Annotated in this window: 12 protein-coding genes and 1 pseudogene; 11 read left to right on the forward strand and 2 right to left on the reverse strand. The window is 38.4% G+C overall.

The genetic code is table 11. From position 1 onward, the window contains the following. Positions 1 to 162: 162 nt before the first annotated feature. Genes tssI through AAFX60_006560 form a run of 6 tightly spaced genes read left to right on the forward strand, consistent with a single transcriptional unit; the run spans position 163 to position 7,760 of the window. A complete protein-coding gene (gene tssI / locus AAFX60_006535; protein XDF78768.1) occupies positions 163 to 2,214 on the forward strand; it encodes a type VI secretion system tip protein TssI/VgrG in 2,052 nt (683 codons plus the stop codon). Between the two features lie 5 nt (positions 2,215 to 2,219). Then, complete coding sequence (locus tag AAFX60_006540; GenBank protein XDF78769.1) at positions 2,220 to 3,074, forward strand: DUF4123 domain-containing protein; 855 nt, start codon at positions 2,220 to 2,222, stop codon at positions 3,072 to 3,074. Then, entirely contained in the window at positions 3,071 to 4,570 is a 1,500-nt protein-coding gene (locus tag AAFX60_006545; GenBank protein ID XDF78770.1) for a toxin VasX, read from the forward strand. The genes AAFX60_006540 and AAFX60_006545 overlap by 4 nt, the downstream gene beginning before the upstream one ends. A 50-nt stretch (positions 4,571 to 4,620) precedes the next feature. Next, entirely contained in the window at positions 4,621 to 6,345 is a 1,725-nt protein-coding gene (locus tag AAFX60_006550) for a hypothetical protein (protein XDF78771.1), read from the forward strand. After that, positions 6,317 to 7,048, forward strand: coding sequence for a hypothetical protein (locus AAFX60_006555; protein ID XDF78772.1), 732 nt, complete (start codon positions 6,317 to 6,319; stop codon positions 7,046 to 7,048). Before AAFX60_006550 ends, AAFX60_006555 begins: the two co-directional genes overlap by 29 nt. A 28-nt stretch (positions 7,049 to 7,076) precedes the next feature. Further along, complete coding sequence (locus AAFX60_006560; GenBank protein XDF78773.1) at positions 7,077 to 7,760, forward strand: hypothetical protein; 684 nt, start codon at positions 7,077 to 7,079, stop codon at positions 7,758 to 7,760. Positions 7,761 to 7,918: 158 nt separating this feature from the next. Here the strand turns inward: AAFX60_006560 and AAFX60_006565 are convergent, their stop codons facing one another. Then, positions 7,919 to 10,117 (reverse strand): TonB-dependent hemoglobin/transferrin/lactoferrin family receptor, encoded by a 2,199-nt coding sequence (locus tag AAFX60_006565; GenBank protein XDF78774.1) that lies wholly within the window; start codon positions 10,115 to 10,117, stop codon positions 7,919 to 7,921. A 320-nt stretch (positions 10,118 to 10,437) separates the two neighbouring features. On the opposite strand from AAFX60_006565, the gene pheS reads away from it, so the two are divergent. From pheS to AAFX60_006590, 5 genes and pseudogenes are all read left to right on the forward strand, one after another. Then, positions 10,438 to 11,421 (forward strand): phenylalanine--tRNA ligase subunit alpha, encoded by a 984-nt coding sequence (pheS, locus tag AAFX60_006570; GenBank protein XDF78775.1) that lies wholly within the window; start codon positions 10,438 to 10,440, stop codon positions 11,419 to 11,421. 17 nt (positions 11,422 to 11,438) lie between these two features. After that, positions 11,439 to 13,826, forward strand: a complete 2,388-nt coding sequence (gene pheT, locus AAFX60_006575; protein ID XDF78776.1) for a phenylalanine--tRNA ligase subunit beta — start codon at positions 11,439 to 11,441, stop codon at positions 13,824 to 13,826. A gap of 588 nt (positions 13,827 to 14,414) precedes the next feature. Continuing rightward, the gene (ihfA, locus tag AAFX60_006580; protein ID XDF78777.1) at positions 14,415 to 14,711 is read left to right on the forward strand and encodes an integration host factor subunit alpha; all 297 of its coding nucleotides are present in this window, start codon (positions 14,415 to 14,417) and stop codon (positions 14,709 to 14,711) included. Positions 14,712 to 15,052: 341 nt separating this feature from the next. Beyond that, positions 15,053 to 16,045 carry a succinylglutamate desuccinylase gene (locus AAFX60_006585; GenBank protein ID XDF78778.1) on the forward strand — a complete coding sequence of 331 codons (993 nt, stop codon included), beginning with the start codon at positions 15,053 to 15,055 and terminating at the stop codon, positions 16,043 to 16,045. Between the two features lie 98 nt (positions 16,046 to 16,143). Further along, a pseudogene (locus AAFX60_006590) lies at positions 16,144 to 17,927 on the forward strand (M3 family oligoendopeptidase). Positions 17,928 to 18,008: 81 nt separating this feature from the next. On the opposite strand, the gene AAFX60_006595 reads toward AAFX60_006590, so the two are convergent. Next, positions 18,009 to 18,491, reverse strand: coding sequence for a YajQ family cyclic di-GMP-binding protein (locus AAFX60_006595; GenBank protein ID XDF78779.1), 483 nt, complete (start codon positions 18,489 to 18,491; stop codon positions 18,009 to 18,011). Between the last annotated feature and the right edge of the window lie 7 nt (positions 18,492 to 18,498).

Genomic DNA, 18,498 nt, shown 5'->3' on the forward strand with positions numbered 1-18,498 from the left:
ATAATTTTGGCATGAATTTTAGTTTGATTGATTTTCAAGCGTGAAAGTGCCGTTGATCGCATATTTTTTCACCAAATTAGGAACTAAATATTAACTTGATATCATTCAGTGTGAATTTTACTAAGTAACTGATTAATCTATTAATTAAGGGCTGAGTTGACCATGCAGGATGCTAATCAATCAAAGTTTGAGTTGGATGTAACCACGGTAGATATACCGCTTCAAGTCTATGAATTTACTGGTGAAGAAAAAATAGGTGAAAGCTATCAGTTTGAAATCACCTTCATTTGCGAAGACCCAGATCTTATTTTAGAACAGTGGCTACAACTGCCTGCTCGATTAAGTATCTGTGGGGATAATGTAAATAGCGATTCTAATACTCGGTTTGTTCATGGTGTTATTCAGTCTATGGAACAAATGAGTACATCATTTAGATTCAGCACGTATCGACTGTCATTAGTTCCAGTATTTTCTCTGTTATCACTTCGTCATAATTATCAGATTTTTCAGCAAAAGCCAGTGCATGAGATCATTTCAGAGGTTTATTCTCAAGCTGGTATTTTAAATCATCATTATGATATAGAACTTCATCATACTCATGAGAATCGAGATTATTGTGTGCAATATGGTGAAACCGATGCGCAATTTGTGCAACGTTTAATGTCAGAAGAAGGATTAATTTCCTACTTTGAACATACAGAGTCGCAATCTAAATTAATTATTTCAGATGGTAAAGAAACACACACTAATCTCCCTGAACTTGAATTTATACCTGAAAATGGCATGGTTCAGGAAAGTGATGTTATTTATTCTTTGGCTAAAGAACAGAACATTCAAACCGGTAAATATGCAATAAAAGATTATGTTTTTCAGCAACCAAAGCAAATGATTAACGCTGAAAAGAGTACAGAGAAAGTAGAAGATACTGCGAGTGAAGAGGCGTTAGAGTGTTACGATTATCAAGCATTAAATCAAGCCAACCTTTATCTTGAAAGAAAACGCACCAATCAAATCGTATTACGTGGAGAGAGCGACAGTCCACAATTAACACCAGGCTATTTTCAGCCTATATCAAACCATCCGATAGAAGAGTGGAATACTAATTGGTTAATTACTTCAGTGAATTATGAAGGGAGACAACCGCAAGTGCTAGAAGAACTGGCAGAAGGAACCTCTCATTTTGAATCTCGCTTTCATTGTATTCCTTGGTCAGTTCCTTATCGTTTAGCAAAAATAGAGAAACCGCGCATTCATAATATTGATACTGCAATAGTAACGGGTCCTGAGAATGAAGAGATCTATTGTGATGAATATGGGCGAGTAAAAGTGCAATTTCATTGGGATAGAAATGGCCAAGAGGATGAGAAAACAAGTTGTTGGCTTCGTACCTCACAAGGCTGGGTTGGTAATCAATACGGTCAGTTTGTATTGCCAAGAATAGGACACGAGGTGATCGTTAGTTTCATTCAGGGTGATCCCGATAAACCCATCATCACCGGTTCACTGTATAACGGGGATAATAAACCGCCGTATCCATTGCCAGAGCATAAAACACGAAGCACATTTAAAACATCAAGCTCTATTGGTGCGGATAATTTTAATGAGCTGCGCTTTGAGGATAAAAAAGTATCAGAGCAGATCTATATTCATGCGGCGAAAGACATGGATAGTCAAATTCAAAACAACCGTACTAGTGAGATATTTAATGATGATCACTCTGTTGTGCATCATGATCAATTTCATCAAATCACCAAAGATAATCATCTGACCGCGCAATCAGATAATTTAAGCTCAATTAAAGGTGACGCACACCAGCAAGTATCAGGCTCTGTTCAACAAAAGATCCAAGGCAGTCGGCTTGAACAAATAGGCACAGAGTTACATATTAAGGTGGGCAATAAAGCGGTCCTTGATGCCGGCAGTGAACTGACCATCACTACAGGCAGTAGCACAATGAAGTTAGATTCTGGTGGTATTCATTTACTTGGAGCGGCCATTGACTTAAATAAGGGCGGCAGTCCTGGAAGCGGTAGTGGATATGCTGGTATTACAGCTACACAACCTATTATGAAGCAGAGTGAAACGGCAGGCAGCGCGGCTGAAATCGCAACGGCCTCTGAATACACAAGAAGTAAAATTAACGCTGCTCATCAGATAGAAGCACTAAAGACATCGGATCCTGTTTGTGAAGAATGTGAACAAGAGCAGGAATAAGAATAATGGAAATGCAGTGTTTTGATTCTCTGAATATTGATGACTTCACCTCCTTTTATTTGATGCTAGACACATGTCAGAGAGCAGACGTATTAAAAGAATTATATCAATTAGATACGGTGATTGAGCAAGAGCCTCTTTATTTGTATGAGCCTTGGAATGACATGATATCTGTCTCTCCTTATTTGGTAAAAGCAGCGCCTGTTATTGCGCAATGGTTTGAAAGTCAACGTGGTCAGCTAGACGGTTTCTTATTCAGTTCGGCGTTAGATCTAGAAAGCCTTGCAGAGCATTTAAGAGGCGTGATTAAGGTTCAGTCGCCTTACGGTTTATCCATCATATTGAAATCTGCGCATTCAGGGTGTGCCAATGTTTTATTCTCGACAGGAACTGATTGGTATTGGCAACACATTGATGAAGTTTGGCTTCCATATAAAAAGGGATGGGCGCATTACTTATCGCCTTGCTCTGAGATGAAAAGTGTCAAACCTTATCGTTTAACGGACGAACAATGGCAAGCGTTAGGAGAGTTAGTAACTGAAAATGCCTATGCCCATGTGCTTAATCATGTAGAGCACTTCTTCCCACATTGTTTAGTGGACGTGACAGATAAACAAAAATGGATTCAGTATTGGTTTGAGGCCGCTTATAGCAGAGGGTTTCAAAATGAATCTGACGTCTGTCTATTTATGAATGTGATGGGCTATTTAGGAAAAGAAGCGATCACAACCGATAAATATCCAAAAATCACAGAATTGATTTATCAAACATCACAGCAAACCCCATCACAAAGAATTAAACAAGCGGCTGATTTAGCCTATCAATATCGTCAATCTATGCAAAAGGATTTACAAGAATGAGCGAAGAAAACAATGCAGCCAAGTGTGGCAATAAAAAAGATGCAAAAAAACCAGCGGGGTCTTGCCCTGTAAAGTTTGGCGTTATTGACATTGTTCCAGTCCGTTATGCGATTGATGATATGGATGATGAAGAGAAAGAGCAGAAACACCCATTACTTGAAACTCATAAAGGGAACGGTTTTTTTGATGTTGCTCATTCAAAATATACATTAAGACAATTAAGAGACGGTTGGCTTTACGTTTATAGCAATAAAGATAAAACTTTTCATGAATATCAGGTAAAAGGCACTCAATTCATTAAGATTGATTGGGACTCAAATGAAGCCGATAAAGCACCAGAAGAGAGAGGGAAAGCAGGAGAGGCTAAAAGCTGTTTGTCTTACTCTAAGAATGACACATTAACGATATCATTTTCTCACCAACGTTGGACATGGCGTTTATGTGAGCACATGCGATCAAATACTCAGTGTCGAAACGAATGGATGCGAACTGTCGACTTAAAAACCTATTCAAACACACTAGAGATAGAACACGGTGGTGGCATGCGTGATTTTGTCCATGCCGTTGCTGATATTGGAACTCCCAAACCCTCCGATGTCTTGTTTGAAAAAACATGTTCACCATTAAAAGACGATGATCCTTCTGATGATGAGTTTCATCTCGCTACTCATAAGAAACCCGTATTAGAAACCGATTATCAATGTGATTTACTAGAAAAGAACAGCGCTTTGTATATCGCACTGGATGATCAGTTGGCTGATATAACGGATTTGTTTTTGAAGTTGTCAGAAACATACGTGCGTATTGTTGAACTACAAGGAACAGAGGAGGATGAATACAAAGCTCAAATGGCTGAATTAACACGATCTTTAGCAAGGGTAACATTTAGTGATGATCAACTTCCTGAACATATTAAATCAGATCCAATTGAACGGTTAAAACTAGAAATAGAGATAAATGAGTATTTATACCAAGAGCAAAATGTCCAACAATCTTCAGCATCTTATGAATATCATGTCGGCGAAGGGGTAGAAAATACCTCATGGTATAAGGCGTTAGAAGCGAAAAAACAAGCCATAAAAGAGCAGTTTAATTTTGAAATTAAAAAGGAACATACTTCTCAGTGGAAAAGGCAATATCGAAATTTTGATGAAATTCGATGGAATGAACTGAATGAATACCTATTTGAACAATACGATAAATTATCAGAAGTAGAAACATTAAACAGTAAGTTAGTTTATCAGCATAAAGAGGTAACAGATGCCATTGAACAGATGGGTATCGACCCTATGTATTTCGGGATTGATAACCAAACAGAGGTTGGTCAACGTTATTTATCTGAACTATTTTCACCAATAACCGTAGAGCTTGTTCAATCAGGCTTTAATGTTCCTGAGATTAAGCATTACCTAGAAAAAATGTTAGATCTGAGCAAACCAAATAATTTATTAGCACTAGCCCGTTTGCTTACTCAAAAGAAGTGGTGGATGAGTTAACCACTTACTCTGAAGGTGGATCTGCACTTAATATGAGCAGCCCAAGCGACATGATCGCATTGCATACTCGATTATCAGAATTCGATACATTAACAGGTGACGTAAGAATTCAAGATTCTGATTGGTACAAGCTGCTTCATATCAATATTAAAGCCGTGTTTGCAGCATTTATTGCCAGTAATAAAGCCAATCCGATACTGCAATTTCGACCTTCGATGGAGATGCTCAACGCAATCCAACCTCGAACTAATCAATTCAGTGCACTTAGTTTTATGACTCGCTTCAGAGTTCTCATTATGGAAAATCTAGCAGATAGCAGTTTTATTGTTTCTGTAAATCCTAATTACCCTAAAGAACTGGCGGCATTTAATAAAAAATATGATCAGTTTTTATTATCTAACAGTAAAACAATGGCTGCGATTATTCGGAAAGAACAATTTGCAGCGGTGCTAGTACAAAAAGCATCTGAATTTATTTCAGAGAACATGCCTCAAATGCTTAAGGTTTCGCAAAATGGATCAATGTTGAATATAAAAGGAGCAATCAGCAAAGGCGTAGCAGAGAGTTGGGCTGCATATAAGAATACAAAGGCAGATCTTGTTAGTTTTTCGGAAAGGAAGTGGAAAGGAGCAGCAAGTTGGAATGGGGTTGTTGCAGCATTAAACATTTGGAACTCAATAACCGTTTTTTCAAATTTACTTCAAAGAAACCAAGAAAGTAAGACGACAGAGGAATATAAATCAGTCGCCGCAGAGGTTGTTTATACGGCTTCTTGGACGGTCAATGCGTGCGCTTTGGTATCAAGAGACGCTGCATGGTCTGAAGTGATGAAAGATAAGGATTTATTGAATGAAAGAAGAAAGCAAGCTTTAAAAACAAATAAAAAACTCATTACTAAATTTGTAAATCTAACTCGATTAGTAGCTGTTACTGGATTAATCGCCAGTGTGTCTGAAATTTATTATGTTTATAAACGCTTAGATAGTCCTCTTTTATCAAAAGAGGAAGTGCTAGCTGAAAAATTGAAAGTTATTTCGTTAATTGGGCAAGCTGGTATTTTTACAACTCAACTAATTTCATGTTTTATGAATGGTTCAATAGGCGCTATTTTTGCTCCTTGGATGGTTATTTGGTTAAGTGTATTTGGTATTGCTTATATTGCAGCAACGGTATTCATTAATATGTTTAAACGAACCGATATGGAGGTGTGGTTAGTGCAATCCATATGGGGAGTAAAGACGGCTAAGTGGTCACCAGAAATTGAACTAGTTAACTTGCAAAACATATTAAATAAACCTGTAGCCCAGATAGATATTGGAATAGTTAGGACGTATCAGTCAATTTCTGATTCAGACAAACAATGGACGTTAACTATTGAGTTACCTGATTACTTATCTGATAAATGGTTTGGAATTAAAGTAATTAAAAGCGCATCTAAAAAAGCAATAAAACATTATAATTTCATTGGAAATAAAGAAGCGAGTCAATCAGAAGTAGAGGTCAACTTCACTAAAGTAAGCAATGATAATAATTGTTATCAAATGAAGATTGAACGGAACCATTCAGAAGATATTTCTAATATAACTATTTATTTAGATGTTTTAGCCAATAGAACGCCTCATGTGATTTCTTATTCCGGCTTTCAAGGTGGTAGTGGGGATATAAATCTAAGTATAAATAAAATCACTTCATTTAATGATTATTCAAAAAATGAAAGTTTAGGTATGGAGATTGTGAGGTTAAATAATGCTAACTCATCAAGATATAGACAATAACGATAAAGTAGAAGCCATGAGAATGGATTTATATAACGAAGAAGTGCTTTATGAGTATGAAACAATAGAGCACCAATATTTTGGGTATTTTGTGGCATTGTTATGTTCATTATTTATTTTTTGGATGTCGTATGATTCTAGTCATGATGGACTTGATGTTGGAGAGATTATTATTTACGTAGGAGGTGGGCTTTTACTTAATTTGGTTTTTATTTTTTTTGCATCAGCCGATATAAAGCGGATTTATAAGTTCACTAAAAACGGAATATTAACCGAGCAGGCAGATGTGGTACCTGAGTACGCTTATCAATGCATACGAATGATAGGTCGAGTGGGTGTTGTTGTATGTTTGATTGCCGTTGTTTTTGTTGGCCCTATGGCGTTCATTGGAGCAGGGGCCAGTGCGTTACTCTCATTCAAACTGGTTAACTTTAGATTAAAACCTATGTTGTTTGAAACGTTGTATTTTGATGAAACGGTATTAATTAAAGCTTCGGATGTGAGTTATATATCAGTAATTCCTAATGGAAAAATATCAGCCTCTAGAATGGGCTTTTTTTGTAATAAAGAAAATGTAGATGATATTTTTAATACTTTAAAAGAATTCTATCCAAATGGTTATTTTTATGAGGTTGAGAAAGAAGATGATATTTATGAGCATGAAAAATTTAAAGAGTTCTTACATCCAATGGATCAAGATTGAGGTGACATTTCAAGGATGCGGTTAAATAATGCTAACTCATAAAGATATAGATAATACAGACAAAATAGAAACCATGAGAATGGAGTTATATAACGAAGAAGTGCTTTATGAGTATGAAATCATAGAGCATCAATATTTAGGGTATTTTGCTGGTGTTGGTTTTTTTAGTGTTATGAGTTGGATGTTATATGACTTTAGTCAAGATATGCTAGATACAGGTGGTGTGGTGGCATTTAGTTTACTTACCATTTTCATGACATTGTTTTTTATATTTTTTGGTTCTGCAGACATAAAGCGGATTTACAAGTTCACTAAAAACGGAATATTAACCGAGCAGGCAGATGTGGTACCAGAGTACGCTTATCAATGCATGCGAATGATAGGTCGAGTGGGTGTTGTTGCATGTTTAGTTGCCGTTGTTTTTGTTGGCCCTATGGCGTTCGTTGGGGCAGGGGCCAGTGCATTACTCTCATTCAAACTGGTTAACTTTAGGCTGAAACCTATGATGTTTGAAAGTTTGTATTTTGATGAGTCCGTGATATTTAAAACAAGCAAAGAAAATTATATAGATATTACAGCAAACATTAATGAAATTTTCAATACATTAAGGGAATTCTATCCAAATGGTTATTTTTATGAGGTAGAGGAAGAAGATGATATATATTCCCATTATAAATATAAAGAGTTCTTACATTCAATCGTTCAGGATTGATGTGAAATAGTAAAGGCGCATTAAATAATGAATGATAAAGAAATAAATGACTACGCTCCATTTGAACCCTCTGCAATAGCAAAATCATAATACAACAAACATAAAAAAGCGGCGATGACGCCGCTTTGAACTAGCCAATTAACGTTGAGTGCTATTTTTTAGAATTTATAATCTAACTCAATACCCCAGTTACGACCTGCTTGAGCTTTACGATCAATGCCATCATCGCCAGATTCAGTACCAATCATGTCGTTGTACAACCAGTACTGCTTATCAAATGCATTAAATAAACCACCACGAAGTGTTAAATCTTTCATTGGTTTATAGTAAGCGGTTAAATCCACCAAGGTGTAGCCAGCGACATTGATGTTTTCATAACCCTCATTTGACCATTTGTCTTTTCCTGCAACCATATTAATGTTTAATAAAGCACCGTAAGTGTAACCAACAGAGTCATAACCTAAGCCTAGGTTTGAAGTAAGAGGAGCAACACTGTCTATCGGAGCCCCTGTCTTTTTATCTCGGCCTTCTGCGTAAGCAATGCTTAATTTAGAGTACGTGCCTTGAGGTGCATTGAAGGCTTTATCTAATAAATACGTTGAGCTAAATTCAATACCATAAATTTCCGCTGAATCGATATTCTCTTTTGTATAATGCTCTTTACCATCGTTCGGGCCACCAACGACTTTACCTAAGTATTGTTGATTGATGAAATCAGAATAATCATTATAGAAAGCGATTAATTCAAGTTGTACGGCATTAGATTGAGCTCGAATACCTGCTTCATACGAAATACTGCTTTCCGCTTTTAGATCTGGGTTTGCATCGATGACAGCGCCACTATCGTAAAAGTAGTACATATCTTGCAGAGTCGGGGCTTTGAATCCTTGGCTAATTTGACCAAGTACGCTGAAATTATTATTAATATGGTAAACCGAACCTAACTTAGCTGTGAAAGCGTCATTTTGGCTATCAGGATATTTTGTTTTAAAGCCATCATTTGTTTCAGGTTCTGCTTTGAATGAGTCATAGCGTAAACCTGCTGTTAGCACTAATTGTTCATTGAATAAGAAAGCTTGGTCTTGTGCAAAAATACCGTATTGAGTCATTGTTGCATCAGGCATATCGGTATGACCTGGCCCAACGGTGCCTTTGTCGTATTTATAATCGGTGTTTTCAGTTGCGAACTTGTTTTGTCTAAAGCTTACACCATAAGTGATTTGATGGAATCCTTCTCCAAACTCGGCAATTTTATCAAATTGTGCGTCAAACTGGATAGAATCATCAGTAGCAATACGTTCACGCATACGACGACCACTACCATAAGGACCTGTTGAAGTATCGTAGTTTTCTGACAATGATTCAGTTTGTTGTACGTTTAATTTTGATTCTAGCGTATCGAATAATGAATTATTCGCTTGCCATTCGTGCTCTAAACCAACACGTAATCGAGTGTTTGTATCTTTATTGTAATTGTCATAATAAGTAATGATTGGGGTGCCTCGACTCATCATCGAATAACCATTTTGCGATAATTCATCTTCATCGTATTGAGAGGTGAAGTATTCAACAGTAGCACCGATACGATGTGAATCGTTTAATTGGTAAAAGGCTTTAGCAAGAAGGTTACCGATTTGTGCATCGGCTGGGTTAGCAGCACCGCGATCAGGACCTTCAATATCAGCACCATTTGAATGAGTTTGTGATTCATTGCCTTTTTTATACGTTAGCATGATAAGTGTTTCTAACTCTGCCGCACGCATTGCCCATGTGCCCGTTGTCTTTGAGCTTGTATCAATGCTGTTATAGCTGGTTTTTACTTCAAATGCATTTTCATCGCCATCGGTTCTTAAGATATCTTCAGGATTTTTCGTTTCCATTAGCACTGTTCCGCCAAGTGCATCTGAGCCGTATAGAGTAGAAGAAGGTCCTTTGTTTACCTCAATTGCTTTTAGCGTATCTATTTCAATAGTGCTAGGGTATTTACGTTGTTCGTTTGCACCAGGGTTATAAGGCGTTGGTTGTTGAACACCATCAACTAACATTTTTATACGGCTGTCACTCATGCCTCGTACGGTAAATCCTGATAGACCAAAACGGCCACCACCATTAGCCGAAACACCTGGAGTGTATTTCAGAGCATCTTGAATGTCGGTTGCCATTGTTTTTTCAATATCATCTGATGTGACTTTTGAAATTGAACTAGATGTGTCTTTAATGCTTTGCTCTGTACGAGTTGCAGAAACAACCACTTCATCAAACATGGTTGTTTCTTTATTTGATGAGGTTTCAGCCTGGAGAGTGGGAGATAGTGCAACGAGAATAGACGCTGCTAAAAATGTTTTTTTATTAGACATGAATTTTTCCTTTGAAGTTGTCCTCTCATAATTCGCCGGAGATAATACATATTGCGAATGATAATTACTATCATTTTTATTTGATCTTTTCGTTTTTTGTTCTATGGCAGCAAAAATTGATTTGAAATAGGGAAGAAAGACAGTGGAAAAGAAAGAAATAGTGCAGATAGGGTAAGCAATTGGTTAAGAAAAGCACTTTTTTCTATTAGATTGAATATTTTATCTAATTCAATTTGGATTTAGCGCTGTGATTTATTACTATGTGTTGTTATATGTATTTTACTCGCAACGGATACCACCTATAAGTGGATGAGGAAACGATGCAACATCTAGACGAGATCATTGCCAATGCAACGGCAGAAATTGAACAAGCTGGCTCTTTAGTCGCTCTGGACGAAGTCCGTGTTCAATATTTAGGTAAAAAAGGCCACTTAACACTTCAACTTCAAGGTCTAGGTAAACTTGACCCATCTGAGCGTCGTGAAGCGGGTCAATTAATTAACAAAGGTAAGCAAGCAGTACAAGCAATGCTAACAGAGCGTAAAGACGCACTGCAAACGGCTGAGCTTGAAGCAAAACTTGCTGCTGAAACTATCGATGTGAGCCTTCCTGGCCGTCGTATCGAGAACGGTGGTTTACACCCTGTTACTCGTACTGTTGAGCGTATTGAGCAATTTTTTGGCGAGCTAGGCTTTAGCACTGAGTCTGGTCCTGAAATCGAAGATGCATTCCATAACTTCGACGCATTAAACATTGCAGAAGATCACCCAGCTCGTACTGACCACGACACCTTTTTCTTTAACCCTGATCTAATGCTACGTACGCACACATCAGGTGTTCAGATCCGTACAATGGAAAACGGTAAACCACCATTCCGTTTCATTGCACCTGGCCGTGTATACCGTAACGATTACGACCAAACTCACACGCCAATGTTCCACCAAGTGGAAGGTATGTTAGTTGATGAGAACGTAAACTTTGCACAACTTAAAGGTATTCTTCACGATTTCCTTTGTAATTTCTTTGAAGAAGAAGTTGAAGTGCGTTTCCGTCCTTCATTCTTCCCATTCACTGAGCCTTCAGCTGAAGTTGATGTTAAGCGTAAAGATGGTAAATGGTTAGAAGTATTAGGTTGTGGCATGGTTCACCCTAATGTACTTCGCTCTGTTGGCATCGACCCTGAAAAATACTCAGGCTTTGCGTTTGGTATGGGTGTTGAGCGTCTAACTATGCTTCGTTACGGCGTAAATGACCTTCGTGCGTTCTTCGAGAACGATCTTCGTTTCCTTAAACAATTCAAGTAATTCGGGGCTAGAAACTTATGAAATTCAGTGAATCTTGGCTACGCGAGTGGGTTAAACCTGCTATTAACAGCGAAGAGCTAGCTCACCAAATCACAATGGCTGGTTTGGAAGTTGATGAAGTTGCACCTGTTGCTGGTGAGTTCACCGGCGTTAAAGTAGGTAAAGTGGTTGAGTGTGGTCAACACCCAGACGCAGACAAACTTCGTGTAACTAAAATTGATATCGGCGAAGAAGAGCTTTTAGACATCGTTTGTGGTGCATCTAACTGTCGTCTTGGACTAACGGTTGCAGTTGCGACTGTTGGCGCAGTACTTCCTGGTAACTTCAAAATTAAGAAAGCAAAACTACGTGGTGTTCCATCACACGGTATGCTTTGTTCTTTCTCTGAGCTAGGTATCGATGTTGAATCTGAAGGTATTTTAGAATTACCTGAAGGTACAACACTAGGTGCAGATGTTCGTGATATTTTAGAGCTTAACGACGTTGCTATCGACGTTGACTTAACAGCAAACCGTGCTGACTGTTTCAGCATTCGTGGTTTAGCTCGTGAAGTAGGTGTTCTTAACCGTGCAGACGTTACAGAACCTACTATTGCAGCAGTAGCGACAAGCATTGAAGATGCAGTATCTATCGAAGTTAAAGCAACTGAAGCATGTCCACGTTACCTTGGTCGTGTTATCAAGAACGTAAACGCTAAAGCTGAAACACCAATTTGGATGCAAGAGAAACTGCGTCGTTGTGGTATTCGCTCAATCGATGCGATTGTTGATATTACAAACTACGTAATGCTTGAGCAAGGCCAACCTATGCACGCGTTTGATCTAGCTAAGATCGACGGTGGCATTGTGGTTCGTATGGCTGAGCAAGATGAGAAACTGACTCTTCTTGATGGCAACGAAGCAAAATTAAACGACAACACATTAGTGATTGCAGACCAAAATAAAGCACTAGCAATCGCTGGTATCTTTGGTGGTCAAGAGTCTGGTGTTACTTCTGAAACAACTGACATCATGCTTGAGTGTGCATTCTTCGCACCTGATCACATCCGTGGTCGTGCACGTGCATACGGTCTACACACTGATTCTTCTCTACGTTTTGAACGTGGTGTTGATTCAACGCTACAAGCAGCAGCAATGGAGCGCGCAACACAGCTTCTAGTTGAACTTTGTGGTGGTGAAGTAGCTCCTGTTGTTGCTGTTGAATCAGAAGCTGATTTACCAAAAGCAAACACAGTTGAATTACGTCGTAGTAAGTTAGATGGTCTATTAGGTCATCACATCCCATCAACAGATGTGGTTGAGATCCTTACTCGTCTAGGTTGTGCAGTTGAAAGTACTGACACAGGTTGGACTGCAAGCTCTCCATCATGGCGTTTTGATATTGCAATCGAGCAAGACCTAATTGAAGAAGTAGGTCGTATCTACGGTTACAATAACATTCCTAACCAAGCGCCTGTTGCTGCACTTAACATGAACGATCACAAAGAAGCAAACCAACCGCTTAAGCGTGTTCGTGATCTTCTTGTTGACCGTGGTTACCACGAAGCAATTACCTACAGCTTTGTAGAGCCAGAGCAACAAAAACTGATCGTGCCTGAGATTGAGCCGTTAATTCTGCCATTCCCAATCTCAGCTGAAATGTCAGCAATGCGTTTAAGCCTATGGACTGGTTTGATCAATACCGTTGTTCATAACCAAAAACGTCAACAACCACGCGTTCGTTTATTCGAATCTGGTCTGCGTTTTATTCCAGAAGAATCAGCAGAAAACGGCATGCGTCAAGAAATGATGCTTGCTGGTATCATCGCTGGTACTCGTGGTGAAGAACACTGGGATATCGCAACAAACACAGTTGATTTCTTTGATCTTAAAGGCGATTTAGAAGCGGTTCTTGAACTAACTGCTAACGAATTAGCGTATGAGTTTAAAGCGGCTAAGCACCCAGCACTTCACCCAGGCCAAACAGCAGCTATCGTTGTTGATGGTAAAGAAGTTGGTTTCATTGGTACAGTACACCCAGAGCTAGAGCGTAAGTTTGGCTTAAACGGTCGTACAATCATGTTTGAAATCGAGTGGGACGCAATCAATACTCGCGTTATCCCAGAAGCTGCATCAGTATCTAAGTTCCCTGCAAACCGTCGTGATATCGCGATCGTTGCAGACGAAGCAATTGCTTCTGGTGACATCGTTGCTGAATGTCTAGCATCAGGTGGCGAGCTATTAACTAGCGCGAAACTGTTCGATGTTTACCGTGGTCAAGGCGTTGAAGAAGGTAAGAAGAGTCTTGCAATCGCACTGACACTTCAATCTGTTGAGCGTACGCTAGAAGAGGCTGATATCACTTCAGCTGTTGATGCTATCGTTGCTGCAATTGGTGAGAAGTTCTCAGCAACACTGCGTGACTAATATACTTCTTTTTTAACGAAAGAATATAAGATCCAGTACTGACATTTGTTGGTACTGGATTTTTTTATTCAAAATTTAAGATTGATAAATTAATCTTGATAACACATTCATGCATCTTATGTGAAACATATTAACTCCACCTTATTAACGCTAAATCAGTAAAGAAATAGGCGCTTTCAGTATATAATCCTGAAACCACAATAAGCGTGAGTTTATGGTTATTTAGCGGCTAAAACTAACTACAACATAATCATATAGATGGACTATCTTTAAATTTATTAATAAAAGTTTGGCCTTTATCACAGAGTTAAAAACAGAGTTTTATCCTGTTATTTTTAAATATTTAGGTTTAGATATTATTTCAATAACTTAGCATGGCAAATAATAAGAGATTTCAGTAGATAAGACTTATAAACTTGATCTTTATCTCATAAATGCAGCATTAAATTTTAGAAAAAAGTTGGCGAAAATCAGTCGGTTGGCATACACTGTCATTAGTTAAACAATGCAGATGCATCGTACTAACTGTTCAGTTTCCAGTTACAGCAATGCTGTGACTCTGTCTAACGTAACTTGAGGGTAGTTTTTATGGCACTCACTAAAGCTGATTTGGCTGAGACCTTATTTGAAAAAGTTGGATTAAGTAAACGCGACGCCAAGGAAACGGTAGAAGTATTTTTCGAAGAGATTAAGCAAGCTCTAGAGAGTGGTGAGCAAGTGAAATTATCAGGATTTGGTAATTTTGACTTACGCGAAAAGAGTGAGCGTCCTGGACGTAACCCAAAAACTGGGGAAGATATTCCAATTTCTGCACGCCGAGTTGTAACATTCAAACCGGGTCAGAAGCTGAAAGCTCGTGTAGAGAATCTACCTGTAGAAAAATAGTCTTGCCATTTTAGGCGAACAAGAGAGAAGCCGTGTGATGCAGTTAATCACATGGCTTTTTTATTGCCTGTAATATTAATTCTATGAAGTGGAAGGTTTATACCAATTGTAGTATAACTGCGTTGAATTTTTGGATTGTAGAATAACGACTTATCGAAACTATTTCTTGAAAAGTGCCGCCTGGTTCCCAAGCATTTTTGCTGCGTTATTTCTGAACATTTACTTACAGTGGTTGGTATTATTCAGGTTGTTATCACATATTTGTTTTTAATTTATTATTGTTTTGTTTTTGTAATGGTACAGTTTTTAGTATTAAGTTTTACTAAAAACAGGAAGTGCCGATGGATCGCATTGCATTTATTAAAGACACACTGGATTTCTCTAAGCCAATAAAGAGCACAACTTGGTTATTAAGCAATGGAACGCAAGTTAACCATTTAGCTAGAGGAATCATCGAAATTGTTCCTAAAAATCCATCAAGTAAAGCGATCGTTTTATCTTCAGGCATTCATGGAAATGAAACCTCACCAATTGAAATCCTTAATAACATAATCAATGATATTCAAGATGGCTCATTAGTATTGCAGCATCCATGTTTGTTTATCTATGGGCATCCAGAAGCAACGCATCAACATATCCGATTCATTGATACCAATTTAAATCGATTGTTTTCACACTACCAAGCACCAGACGATGCTATTCAAGAAGTCGCTATTGCTAATCAATTAATGTCTTCTGTTGATGATTTCTATGCTAAATATTCTGAAAAAGAAAAATGGCATTTAGATCTGCATTGTGCGATTAGGCGTTCTAAACATTATACTTTTGCAATACATCCTTTTAATCGTCATTACCAACGCTCTGAACCATTACTTCAATTTTTAAAACAGAGTCAGATAGAGGCGTGTTTATATTCAGACGCGCCAGCATCTACTTTTAGTTGGTACAGCGCAGAGCATCATGGAGCACATGCGGCGACGGTTGAACTAGGGAAGGTATCCCGAATGGGAGAGAATGATTTCTCGTTGCTGAGTGGTTTTATTCAAGAGTTAAAGCGATTTATTTCTTCTTCAGATACGAATGCTACAGAATTAAGCAATAGAGAGATTGCTGAGTATCAAGTCACTCGAAGCATTATGAAAAAAAGTGATGAATTTGAGTTCTCTTTTGCAGCGGATTTATCAAACTTTACCTATTTTGAAGAGGGCGAGTCATTAGCTCTTGATGGTGTTGACCACTACAAAGCAGATAGTGGTGGTGAATCGGTTGTATTTCCTAATGCCAATGTAGAGATTGGTCATAGAGCGTGTTTGCTCGTACAAAAGTGTAAATAATATGCTTATCTGTCTTATAAATTGAGTCGATGAAGTGGAAGGCTTTACCTTGGACAGTAGCTTGATATGATAGAGGAAAAATAAATAAGGACACTATTATGACAGCACCAAGCTGGGATCTTTCTATCGCATTCCAATCACTTCAAGATCCGAAATTAAAACAGACTATTTCTCAATTAGAGCAACAGATTGCCGATTTCCCGCAGTTAGACTCTGATGCTGCTGTATCGCAATTGCAGCACGCTATTTTAATGAAAGAAGCTATCACTGTGAATCTTGCAACCGTGGCTAGTTATGCAAACTGCATTGCCTCGGTTGATTCTTCGAATAACGAAGCAAAAGCCTTAGTTAATCATATGACAAAGCTAGGCTCTGCATTATCACAAGTATTCAGCCCATTTTTAGATAGTATCGTAAATTCACCTCTTGAACAGTTTGAGCAGATCATTTCAGAAAATGAAGAGCTGAATGCACATCGTTTTCTGCTTGAAGAAGAGCGCAAGCTTGTTGAAAACCGCTTAAGTGTAAAAGAAGAGCAATTGCTGTCTGCGATGAGTGTTGATGGTAAAAATGCATGGGGTAAGTTATACGATAATATAACAGGCTCTATGAAGGTCACATTGGTACTGGCTGATGGTACAGAAGAAGTGATGGACTGTCACAAGCAGCAAGCATTTTATACGGCAGTGATACCTTACGTAGAGAACCTGCGTGGCGAGCGATTCAACAAGGTATGAAACAGAATCAAGAGAGTTTCTCTGCCATCTTAAATGCGTTAGCGGGTTGGCGTTTAACGGAATATCAAAAGCGCAGTAAAGAAAAATCGGTTCACTTTCTTGAGCCAAGTTTACATGGCAGCCGAATCGAACAAGCGACACTAGATAGTATGATGTCTGTGGCGAAAAAGAATCGAGAAGTAGGACAAAAAGCTGGGCGATTAATGGCCAAAATGTTTGGAGCAGAGCAGCTAACGCCTTGGGATCAACTTGCATCAATGCCACCATTAGTTGGAGAGGCTTCTAATTATAGTTTTGATGAAGCCATTGATATCATAAAAGATGCATTTTCAGGTGTATCACAAGAGATGGCTGATTTTGTTGATGTAATGGTGAAAAACGGTTGGATAGATGCCGCACCACAAGAAACCAAACGTCTTGGTGCTTACTGCACAAAGTTTGCTGACTCACGTACGCCATTGGTCTTCATGACGTGGGGTGACAGCATGTCTGATGTGCTTACTCTTGCTCACGAACTCGGTCATGCGTTTCATAACTGGGTAATGCGAGATATGCCATTGTGCACGACACGCTACCCAATGACACTTGCCGAGACAGCATCTATATTTGCTGAAAACGTAGTACGTGATGCTTTGCTTGCAAAAGCGAAAACCAAAGAAGATAAAATTGAAATGTTATGGGAAGAGTTGTCATCAGCATTAGCATTGACGATTAATATTCCAGTTCGTTATGAGTTTGAAAAAGCATTTTATGAGCAGCGTTCATCAAAAGAGCTTGGTGCTGAAGGTTTATCTGAGCTAATGCGTGTCACTTGGGAAGAGTGGTATGGTAACTCAATGAGTGAAGCAGATTCACTTTTCTGGGCAAGCAAATTGCATTTCAGTATTCCTGAAGTAAGTTTCTACAACTACCCATACTTATTTGGTTATTTATTCAGTATTGGTGTGTACGCACAAAGAGAAGCGAAAGGGGCTGATTTCTATGGAGATTATATTAATCTTTTAAGAGATACAGGAACCATGCGAGCTGAAGAAGTGGTACAAAAACACCTACAAATGGACTTAACACAAGAGACATTTTGGCAGCAGAGTTTGGATAGAGTTAGTAATCAAATTGACGAATTTGAACGTTTGATTAGTGAATAGAATTGAACAGTAAATAATAAAAAGCGCCTCACTGAAAAGTAGAGGCGCTTTTTTTATCTATCAAACTTAAACTAACAGTAATTAGTCACGGAAGTTAGTGAATTGGAAAGGTTGACCAAAATCACCTTCACGAACTAATGCCATTACCGCTTGTAGATCATCACGCTTTTTACCAGTGATACGCAGTTGTTCACCTTGAATCGCTGCTTGAACTTTGATTTTAGATGCTTTGATTTCTTTTACTAATTTCTTAGCAATTAGCGTATCAACACCTTGTTTAAAATCGATGTCTTGGTAAAAATTCTTACCTGAGTGAACCGCATCTTTGATATCCATAGCACGAGCATCAACGCCACGTTTTGCTAGGTTACCACGAAGAATATCAACTAGTTGAGACAGTTGGAAATCATCTTCAGCTTTGATTTTGATGTTTTCGCCTTTAAGTTCAAAGCTAGCGTCAACGCCACGAAAATCAAAGCGAGTTGCAAGTTCACGTGTTGCGTTATCAACCGCATTCTTCAGTTCTACATTATCAACTTCAGAGACAATATCAAAAGCAGGCATAGTTTTA

The sequence above is a fragment of the Aliivibrio fischeri genome (assembly GCA_038993745.2).
In the GTDB taxonomy this organism is placed as follows: Bacteria; Pseudomonadota; Gammaproteobacteria; order Enterobacterales; family Vibrionaceae; genus Aliivibrio; species Aliivibrio fischeri_B.

Bases quoted from the DNA above. Each gene is read 5' to 3' on its own strand.
- AAFX60_006550 (XDF78771.1), top strand. From the start codon at position 4,621: ATGATCGCATTGCATACTCGATTATCAGAATTCGATACATTAACAGGT.
- AAFX60_006555 (XDF78772.1), top strand. From the start codon at position 6,317: ATGCTAACTCATCAAGATATAGACAATAACGATAAAGTAGAAGCCATG.
- AAFX60_006545 (XDF78770.1), top strand. From the start codon at position 3,071: ATGAGCGAAGAAAACAATGCAGCCAAGTGTGGCAATAAAAAAGATGCA.
- AAFX60_006540 (XDF78769.1), top strand. From the start codon at position 2,220: ATGGAAATGCAGTGTTTTGATTCTCTGAATATTGATGACTTCACCTCC.
- tssI (XDF78768.1), top strand. From the start codon at position 163: ATGCAGGATGCTAATCAATCAAAGTTTGAGTTGGATGTAACCACGGTA.
- AAFX60_006560 (XDF78773.1), top strand. From the start codon at position 7,077: ATGCTAACTCATAAAGATATAGATAATACAGACAAAATAGAAACCATG.
- ihfA (XDF78777.1), top strand. From the start codon at position 14,415: ATGGCACTCACTAAAGCTGATTTGGCTGAGACCTTATTTGAAAAAGTT.
- AAFX60_006565 (XDF78774.1), bottom strand. From the start codon at position 10,117: ATGTCTAATAAAAAAACATTTTTAGCAGCGTCTATTCTCGTTGCACTA.
- AAFX60_006585 (XDF78778.1), top strand. From the start codon at position 15,053: ATGGATCGCATTGCATTTATTAAAGACACACTGGATTTCTCTAAGCCA.
- pheS (XDF78775.1), top strand. From the start codon at position 10,438: ATGCAACATCTAGACGAGATCATTGCCAATGCAACGGCAGAAATTGAA.
- pheT (XDF78776.1), top strand. From the start codon at position 11,439: ATGAAATTCAGTGAATCTTGGCTACGCGAGTGGGTTAAACCTGCTATT.
- AAFX60_006595 (XDF78779.1), bottom strand. From the start codon at position 18,491: ATGCCTGCTTTTGATATTGTCTCTGAAGTTGATAATGTAGAACTGAAG.